At 35.7% G+C, this 6,655-nt stretch carries 2 protein-coding genes; both read left to right on the top strand.

Going from position 1 to position 6,655, the window contains the following annotated elements; translation table 11 throughout:
* The first annotated feature begins 351 nt into the window (after positions 1 to 351).
* Entirely contained in the window at positions 352 to 3,585 is a 3,234-nt protein-coding gene (locus QZV03_RS10950; RefSeq protein WP_296876743.1) for an Ig-like domain-containing protein, read from the top strand.
* Between the two features lie 519 nt (positions 3,586 to 4,104).
* Positions 4,105 to 6,396, top strand: a complete 2,292-nt coding sequence (locus QZV03_RS10945; RefSeq protein ID WP_296876741.1) for a hypothetical protein — start codon at positions 4,105 to 4,107, stop codon at positions 6,394 to 6,396.
* Positions 6,397 to 6,655: the final 259 nt, after the last annotated feature.

Below are 6,655 nucleotides of genomic sequence, written 5' to 3'. Positions count from 1 at the left end.
GTTAATATTTTCGTCACAATAATATAAATTTTTAGATCTTCATAAACTCAAAAATAGTTTTAAAGTATTGAAACAGGTTTATGTGTTTTTCACAGAAACACATAAAAAGTTTATGCATTATCATAATAAGTTATAAAAAAGTTGGTTTTTGGATTTCATTATTTATTCGCATTTCCTAAAGATAAATGGGATTTATTTCTTATTCTAATCCGAGGTTTGGGTTGGAATAAAAAATAAATTTCTTATTAAAAAATTAATAGGTTATTTATTTGATTTATGGATTTAATTTCTCTTATTTATCGGAGGATTAAATCAGTTTATGTAAATTAAATTTTTTATAGGTGTCTAAATATGAGGACAAAAAACATTAAACTTTTAGCTATATGTTTAATTTTTCTTTGTTGTTTCATAGGGGTTGCAAGCGCAGCAGATGATATCTCAGCAGATGCTCAAAATGCAGCTGCCGATGATGCAGTTTCTGTCGACACAGTCTCTGAAGACATAAGTGATTCTGCAATAGCGGATGAAACTCCTGTTGAGGCTGTTGAGGATGTGACAACTGAACCTGTTGTTCCTGATGATGCATCAACAGAAGAAATAAATGATGAAATACAAACTGATGGAATTGGTAAAGAGTCTGAAATTGAGGATTCTGAACCAACAAAAGCAAATATAATTCAAGTATCTAATTGGGCTGATTTAAAGGATGAATGTTCAAGTGAATCTACTAAATATATTAGCTTATCTGGAGATTATATTACTGCAACAAGTCAAATAACATTTGCAAATAGTGCTACAATTTATGGTAATTCTCATACTTACATTACCGGTGGAAATTCAAACATTATTCCATTTGTAAGTAGTGGCGATTTAAGCATTACTTTCCAAGATGTTATTTTTAAGGATATGGATGCTAGTGTGCTTATTAAATTTGCTACTACTGGTACTAATAAGTTCATTAATTGTCGTTTTGATAATATCCATACTCATGCATATAAATCTTCAGTAATCTGGAATGATAAAGGTTATATGAACATTAGTGGCTGTAACTTCACTAACTGTAACGATGGATTTGGTGCAGTAACTAATTACGCTACTACTGGAACTGTACAGATGAATGTTGAAAACTGCAGATTTGAAAACAATAGTGGAAGATTGGAGCCTGGGGCAATAAACAATTGTGGAAATTTAACTGTAACCGGTTCTACATTTATTCATAATGTGGCAACTTGGTGGGCTGGAGCAATCCACACTCACACATTTGCAAACACCACTATTTCAGATTCCACATTCACCGACAATGTTGCAGGATGGAATGGCGGAGCATTATTCTCATACGGCAAACTCATAGTAAACAATTCCAAATTCATTGGAAATAATTGTACTACTGATACTGGTGGAGGAGCTATATGCGGATACAGTTACCAAGGATCAATTTATAACATTACTGTAGATTCCTGTAATTTTACCAATAATGCTAATCTAAATTCAAATGGTCGCGGTGGAGCAATTGGAGTCCAAAATATAGGAAACTTAACAGTATTCAATTCAATTTTCATCAATAATGATGCTACAAATGGCACAGCCATTTCTGCAAAATGTATAAATGTTACTTACTGTAATAATTGTACAAATTGCAGTTGCCCTAACTGTCCTAACTGTACAAACTGCTCCCATAATGTTTCAACCGGAGACCCAAGTTGTGATATTCACAACAATACATTCATAAATCATACGGGTTCTGGAGATACTGTAGTTATTTCTGGTAACGATTATGTATTCTATGATAACTACTTCTATAATTGTACCCAGTCAGTACGTTATAATGAATCCGGAAATCATTATGGTCTCAGTAAAGGCGATTTAGATTATGTTCCTCAGACTTGTGTAGTCCCTAAATTAAGTGCGACTCGATTAGAGGGTGAAGAGGTAGTCTACGTTGATATTAGTGATATTGTTGTTGATCCTAATGATCAAGAAGCTTACGAGGATGCTATTGACCAAATTGCGCGTAGATATAAAAAAGCTTGTCGTAGTGTAAATGATGGAGGCATTATATATTTATATAATGGTAAGTATTTTGGTGCTAATTCAGCAGAAGAAATGATAAATTTCACTGTAATTGGAATGGAAAAGGAAAACGTGATATTTATTCATGGGCTCAGAACAACTTTGAAGATAGGTTCAACTTATCATCAACATTTTACTCAAAATTTTAAAAATATGACTTTTTTAGATTCAATATTCAAAATGGATAATGATTTAACTTTTGAGGATTGTATTTTTATTAATTCAACTATAAACGCCAATTCTGAAATTTCACAAGAACCTCCTGAAAATCTTGTAGATGTTGAAAGTTCTTTTTCATATAATTTCACTAACTGTATTTTTAAAGATTGTGCTCTCGATGACAGTTTAATAAACATTTATAAATATGGTCAAATCAACTTTAAAAATTGTACTTTTGAAAATATTGCTGGCAATTCATTAGTTAAAAACAATTTAGGTTGGACTTTTGAGGATGCAATTAATTTCTATGATTGTACTTTCACTAATGTAGCTGTTAAAGGCATCGTTGATGTTCCTACTGGAACAACTCCTGTTGAAAGATACCGCATTGAAGGATGCACTGGTGTCCCTAGTGTTGGTGTTGTAACTGAAGGTGACAGTGATTTTGTCAACACAACTCAATCCAGAACTGAAACAGTTATGGTTGCTGAAATTGATGCTGACGGTAATCTTTTCATTAACTTGACTGATGCAAGTGGAAATGCCATGGCTGAAGAAGAAGTGTTGATCAGCATTAATGGTGCTGACGCAACCCCATACGCTATTGGAACTGACGGTACATTGTCCATTGCTTTAACCAACTTGACCGATGTAACCGGCAAGCTTGACATTACAGTCACCTTTGAGGAAAATGATGACTACAAAGGTTCTACTGGTTCTTTAAGCACTGTACTTGTAATCAACAATGTGACTGTGGAAGTCCCTGTTGAAGTTCCAGTCTACATCACTGTAAACCAGACTGCAACTAGCATTACTGCAAGTGACTTGACCGCTACCGCTAAGGTCGCCAAAACATTATCAGTAACCTTGAAGGATGCAGATGGCAAGGTCCTTGCCAATAAGGCTGTCAAAGTGACTGTGAACGGCAAGACCTCTACTGTGACTACTGACAAGAATGGTGTTGCTAAAGTGAATGTGAATTATGCTAAGGCAGGCACATACTACTACACCTTGTCATTCCTCGGTGACAATGACTACAAGGCTTCCATGAAAGCAGTGAAAGTGACTGTAAACAAGCAGGCTACCAAAGCAACCTTTGCCAAAAAGACCTTCAAGGTAAAAGCAACCAAAAAGCTTACCTTCACCCTTAAGGACGCTAAAGGCAAGGCTATCAAGGGTAAGAAGATCACTTTCACAGTAAACAAGAAGACCTACACTGCAAAGACCAATGCAAAGGGTATTGCAACCGTGAAAGTCAAGCTCACCAAGAAAGGCAAATACACTGCTGTAGCCAAGTTTGCAGGAGACACAACCTACAAGGCAATCAGCAAAAAGGCAGCAATAACAGTCAAATAAAAATTGTTTATTAATTAATGGGTCTAAATACATTTTTTTAGACCTATTAATCTTTTATATTTTCTAAAAGGAGGATTTATTTCTTATTCCAATCGATCTTTGGGTTGGAATAATAAATAAATTCTTTTCAGATAGTTTGGAAGAATTTATTTGAAAGTTTTCAAAAAATAGTTTAAAGCCTCATTTAAAATTCATATCAAAAAAAAAAATAAGTTTTCCAAAAAAAGGAGAAAAATGTCCAGAAAATAAAGAAAAATAAAAAAAGGAGGAATAAGTTGCCTTTCCTTCTTTTTTATTTTTTCTTTTATTTTCCGTGTTTCCCTTAAAGGGGATTTGTTTCTTATTCCAATGTTTATGTGGATTGGAATAAGAAATAAATTTCCAATGGAGATTTATTTTGATTTTTTTTATGAGTATAATGGAAACATTTTATTTGTAATTAAACTTAAAAAGATAATGTTTTAAAATGTAATTTGGTGGTTGAAAGAATATTAAATAATAAAATAAGGGAACTGAAATATGCAAAAGATAAAAAAACAATTGATATTGTTTTCAATGGTAATGATCCTATTGGTCTCTGTCTCTTCCGTTTATGCAGCCGATAGCGATTCTCTTTCATTGGAAAATGGAATCGGCTCTCTTTCAGTTGATGACATTGAGTCAAGCCCCGTTTCCACAGTGGAGGATTCTTATTATGCATCTTCTGTAGGTGGAGGCAGCGATAGCATTTCATCCTCATCCAATCTAGCCTCTGGAAGCTCAGATGATACTGTTTCCACTTGGGATGAGGTATCTGTTGAAAATGATAATGATGATGTTGTGTATTCCGGTTCTTCTTCCAATAAGGCTTTAAAGGATTCTGGAAATGCTAAAGGTTCCAGCAACGTTTCCAATGGGTCTTTAGGCAATGACACTTACTATATAGACAGTGCTAATTTCAATGAGTTCTTTGCAGACAATGTCCTGAAGTCCGAGTATGGCAACAGCACCCTGATTTTCGGAGGCAACTTCGACAATCTCGGTGTAATCAGGTTCACTTCCAACAATACTCGTGTCACTGCTAAGGATTCCCTGTTCTACAATACCGTTTTTGATTTAGGCGCCAACGGAATTGTGTTGTCTAACATTAAAATGGTCTTGGACAAGGAATTCGAGGACAACCATCAGGCGGGAATCTATGTTCATGGAGACAACATAACAATCTACAATTGCACATTGAATTATACCACTCCTGTGAATGCAACTGCCTTTGGAATCTATTCTGACGGGCATCATGATGACTTTGTTGGCTTAAAGATCATCAACAATACAATCAACCTTCTAGGCCATGCATTTGATGCAAATACCTATAATTACCCTATCCTTTTAAGGGATACTCATGATAGCCTTGTCTATGGCAACCATATCGATTGCGAGTTGCCTATAAAGTATATTGTCTGGAGTTTTTCAGGCGCTTATGGTAGTGTGAGCATGGATACTGTAGCTGCCTTTGCTGCTGATTACTGTGAGAATCTGACTTTATCCAACAATTACATCCGTTCCACTGTAAATGGAGGGGATGATTTTTACCCTACACTCGATACTGTTATCCTGTATGGGTGCAGCCATTCATTGGTGGAGAGGAACACCATCATAAGCGAGGATTTCTATACCCAAGTGGGCCATGACAATTATCTTCAAGGATTGGATTTGTACAGGTTAAATGACATCACTGTCATTGCCAATAACATCTCTGTCTTTACCAATGGTGGTAAGGCAGGTATGGGGACTGCCTATCCGATTCAGATCAACGGGCCTGTCTATAATGCCAAGGTGGCATTCAACAATCTGACCACATTTAACCGCGGCCCTAATTGCGGCATCTATTCCCAGAATTTCTATGGTGACACATTCATTGACATCATAAGCAATTTCATCAATGTCACAGGCAACGCAAGCAATGACGGAACCAACCCCTCATGGTGTCTTGTAAGCGGCATTGAGGCACAGGACACTGGAGACAATATCCTGAACAATACAATCATCGTGAACAATCTTGGAGACTATAAGTCCAACGCATATGTTTACGGAATCAGCTACGTTCAGAACACAGGTGGCGGACACACCTACAATATCCAATACAACAACATTACAACCAATGGTAATTATGGCGTTAAGATTATTGGTAAGGTTAAGAATTCCACTACCTACAATTCCACTATCTCCAACAATGTGATCAATACCCAGACCACATCCAAACGTACCGGTGCGAGCACCAACAGGCAGGTTGAAGGCCCTAGTGGTACCAATATCAAGAACAATACCAATGGAAATCCTAAGAATACTATGAGTGAGGATTATTATCCTGACTGGTTGAAGGATTATGTCAGGAACGGTTCTGGTCGTGGCACTGGTGATTTTGCTTGGATTAATCGCATATTGGATGGATTGTCTAACGGTACCGGTTTCAGTGGTGCTGTTGGAAATGGTACTTCTCATAGTGGTAGCGGAAATGCCCGTGGAAACGGTCATGGAAGTCATGATGGTGATGTTTCCGGTAATGGAACAGATTCTAACAGTGATGCTGTTTTAGGTTCTGATCATGATGCTGCTCCTGGTGTTGGTGGAGATGTTGCTCCAAGCATTAGTGCTGCTAGTCCTAGTGATAGTGGAAGCAGTGCTGCTAACCCTAATGCCTATGAGATTGATGAGCATGACAATGTGGTTAGCAAGTCTTCAGATTATCTCCAATTAGGATTAATTTGTATTGTTGCATTGTTATTGTTGCTTGTTGGTTATAAGCGTCAGAAGGATAAAGAGGAAGAAGAATAGTTAAAATTTTTGTTTATGATGGGGTGTTTGCCAAAAAAATACCTATTTAAGCTTCATAGATTTTTAGATAATAAACCTCTAAATTTATTATTTTTTTGGCAAATGCTTTCCTTTTTAATTTTTTAATTTTAAAATTAAAGGATAAAAGTTTTGTTTTTTGATTTTAAAATTAATAGATTATTGTGATTTATTAATTGTCTTATCTACATTAGCAATTTATAAAATTTAATATTATAATATTTGTCTAATTATTTTAAAG

The organism is uncultured Methanobrevibacter sp., from assembly GCF_902788255.1.
Lineage (GTDB): Archaea > Methanobacteriota > Methanobacteria > Methanobacteriales > Methanobacteriaceae > Methanocatella.
The sequence above is the reverse complement of the archived record's forward strand: the minus strand, read 5'-3'. Positions and strand labels throughout refer to the sequence as shown.

Coding starts and splice junctions, on each gene's coding strand:
- QZV03_RS10950 (WP_296876743.1), top strand. CDS start 352: ATGAGGACAAAAAACATTAAACTTTTAGCTATATGTTTAATTTTTCTT.
- QZV03_RS10945 (WP_296876741.1), top strand. CDS start 4,105: ATGCAAAAGATAAAAAAACAATTGATATTGTTTTCAATGGTAATGATC.